This window comes from Nostoc sp. CALU 1950 (genome assembly GCF_051172895.1).
Classification (GTDB): Bacteria; Cyanobacteriota; Cyanobacteriia; order Cyanobacteriales; family Nostocaceae; genus Nostoc; species Nostoc edaphicum_A.
In genome coordinates, this window is record NZ_JBDNJQ010000331.1 from 1 (window position 1) to 2,755 (window position 2,755).

General features: G+C 40.8%; 3 protein-coding genes. All 3 read right to left on the minus strand.

Annotated features, from left to right (window positions below):
• A partial coding sequence (locus tag ABF638_RS37600; protein WP_435027823.1) for a tetratricopeptide repeat protein occupies nucleotides 1–1,554 on the minus strand: 1,554 nt, incomplete at its 3' end.
• Between the two features lie 4 nt (nucleotides 1,555–1,558).
• The gene (locus ABF638_RS37605) at nucleotides 1,559–2,050 is read right to left on the minus strand and encodes a hypothetical protein (protein WP_435027824.1); all 492 of its coding nucleotides are present in this window, start codon (nucleotides 2,048–2,050) and stop codon (nucleotides 1,559–1,561) included.
• Between the two features lie 435 nt (nucleotides 2,051–2,485).
• Nucleotides 2,486–2,755 (minus strand): hypothetical protein (locus ABF638_RS37610; RefSeq protein ID WP_435027825.1); only part of this gene is annotated, 270 nt, incomplete at its 5' end.

Sequence of the window (2,755 nt, forward strand, 5' to 3'; positions counted from 1 at the left end):
GGCGACTGAGGGATGCTCTTCTCCCAGCAGCCGTTGCAAAAGTGATAATGCTTTTTTCAACAGTGGTTCGGCTTCGCTGTACAGTCCTTGGTAATAGTAGAGTTCTGCCAGGTTGTTGTAACTGGAGGCGACATCGGGATGCTCTTCTCCTAAGCGGGATTGTAGTACTGATACACATAGCTGACACCAGGGTTCTGCGATCGCATATAATCCCTGTCCAGAATAAAATGCATATAATCCAACAAAAACCGAAATTAAATTTTTATCACTGACTGCATCAGTCAGATTTTGTGCCACCTCTGCTAAATGTGCGATCGCATCTTTGACACTTGTAATTAACTGTAGAGTTGGTGAATCGGGAATACTCTGTGCCACTCCTACAAAAACTTTACAAAAGTTATCTTTTTGTTCGTCCGCATTAACTAAATTATTTTGCTTATTTCTCAGAAATTCTTGAATTAATTGATGTAATTGATAAGTATCTCCACCCTGTAACAGGTGCAAATTTTCTAATTCAACTCTGGCATCTTCTAATTCTTCAGAATCTTGCTCTGTTGCAGCACGTTCCACCAACGACCAAGGAATTGGAGCCAAAGCAAATAAACTGAGTAAACATCCTAATTGTTGGGCATCATCACTTAATTCTGACCAACTCAACTCAAAAGCCGCCGCTACTCCATTTTTTACGTTTAAAGTCCAAGTGGGGTCATTTTCCTTCACGACTAACGAAGGATGTCCTAACCCTTTTTCCTCCAACCGTTTTAGCATATCAGCTAAAGTTATGTTGCGTTTCTTTACATACCTGCCAACTAATTGCAAAGCTAGGGGCAAATAGCCCAAACGCTGACAAAGTTCTTTAGCAAGTGCTAATTCTTGGTTTTGCTTTTCTTCTCCAATCAATTGAGCTAGTAATAAGAGTGCGTCTGTCTCTGATAAAACCTTCAAAAACAAAGAACCAGCTAAATCTAATTTGAGGCGTGTAGTAATGAGTACTTTGAACTGGGATAGTTGGGGTGGTAGATACGGTTTGACGTGACTGAAATTTTTAACATCATCGAAAACTATTAGCGTCTCCCCCTGTCGCCAATGTTGCCAACACCAACGTACTTGTTCTGGTAACTCCAAATTCTCTGGTGGGTGCAAGCTCAAGTCTGTTGTAGCAAATTCTAATATTTGCAGCCCAATATCTGACTCTCTGGCTCTTAACCAGCAGATACCCCCTGGGTAATTGTCCAACTGTAAATGTAGTAGTGAATACTGGATTGCTAATTCGGTTTTACCAACTCCCCCCATACCTTCAACAGCAGCAATTACCACCGAATGATTGCTTTGTAGCTGTTGGTGGAGGCGTTCTAATTCTCTTTCTCGTCCGACAAATTTATCTGTGTTGCTAGCAGGAATATTTTGGGGGAAACCTGTTGGTTTAGGAAGCTCACCCAAATTGTTTACGATTTTGTAAATCTGGGTAATATTTCCGACTGTAATATTGCCATTAGCCTGGACATCCTTAAAGATTTCTTGTCTGGTAACTTGAGAGTCTGAATGATTAGTCATGATTTCAGGCTTCTTGATTTAAGTTGCCTACATCAATGTTTTGTGCTTTCACCCCTTTAATCATTTCCTGCTCAACCGAACCATCCCGCGCGGCTTTCTGGCTGATGTCTTTGGCTTTCAAATCACCAGTTAATTCAATCTCACTCAGAACTACCTGACGTATCTTTTGATCTTGTGCTTGTAGCTGCTCGACTAGTTCCTTAAGTTTCTGAGCAAACGCTTCATCAGTATCGATTTGGGTTTGCAGTTCATCTTGTAGCTTTGTCTTATTCACTTCTGTGGGGTCATTTTCTGCTCGTTTCAACAAGCCTTCTGTTCCCTCTGCTTTAAACTTTTCACGGATGGTATTTATTAGAAGCGTAAATGTATCAGCCGCACCTTTTCCTAAAGCTTTTCCACCTTCTTTAACTGCCTCTGAGAAAAATAAAGAGACAATCACTGCTGCCGTTAAAGGTTCTACCATCAGCTTGCACTTAGATTTAGTATTAATAGTCATATATACAAACTTAATGTACAACTTTTCGGATTTTTAGGTGTATTTATAAAATTACGAGTGTTCAAGCAGTAAACGGGGTAGTGCCGCATTACACCAGAGTTAAATTGTCATACTTACCGACATCCCGCCCAGAACTAAAGTTCAGGGCTAATAGCCCAAGTCCACTTAAGTGGACTTGGGCTATGAGACTCGGAATTCATTCCGAGGCGGGATAGAAACGTAGTGCAAGATTTATTAATGATATGGCTTCGACAAGACTTGTGTGTACACCGTAGCCTTTATAAGAGTAGGGTTAGGGTAATTCGAGGACTGGTAGTTATTGAATAACTTATGTGTACACCGTAGCCTTTTCAAGGGGAGTCCTATAGTTGAATTATATTTAGGGACTTCCGACAAATAAATTATCCATTTTGTGGGGTGGGCAACATGAGCGCCCTAAATCTGGGACGGGTGGGGACACCCATCCCACAAGAAAATTTGGGATGTTTTTTTATTTGTCAGTCCCTTATGATACTTTTGAGCGCGATCGCCTTTGCCGTAAATCGGGTTAAGGCAAGAAAACTCATCATTTAATACCTCAACACGACTTTGAAGTACCTCAAAACGACTTTGAAGTACCTCAATACGATTTTGAAGTACCTCAATACGATTTTGAAGTACCTCAATACGACTTTGAAGTACCTCAATACGACTTTGAAGTACCTC

What these genes read in the sequence shown, in the direction of transcription:
- ABF638_RS37605 (WP_435027824.1), bottom strand. Translation starts at nt 2,050, where the DNA reads ATGACTATTAATACTAAATCTAAGTGCAAGCTGATGGTAGAACCTTTA.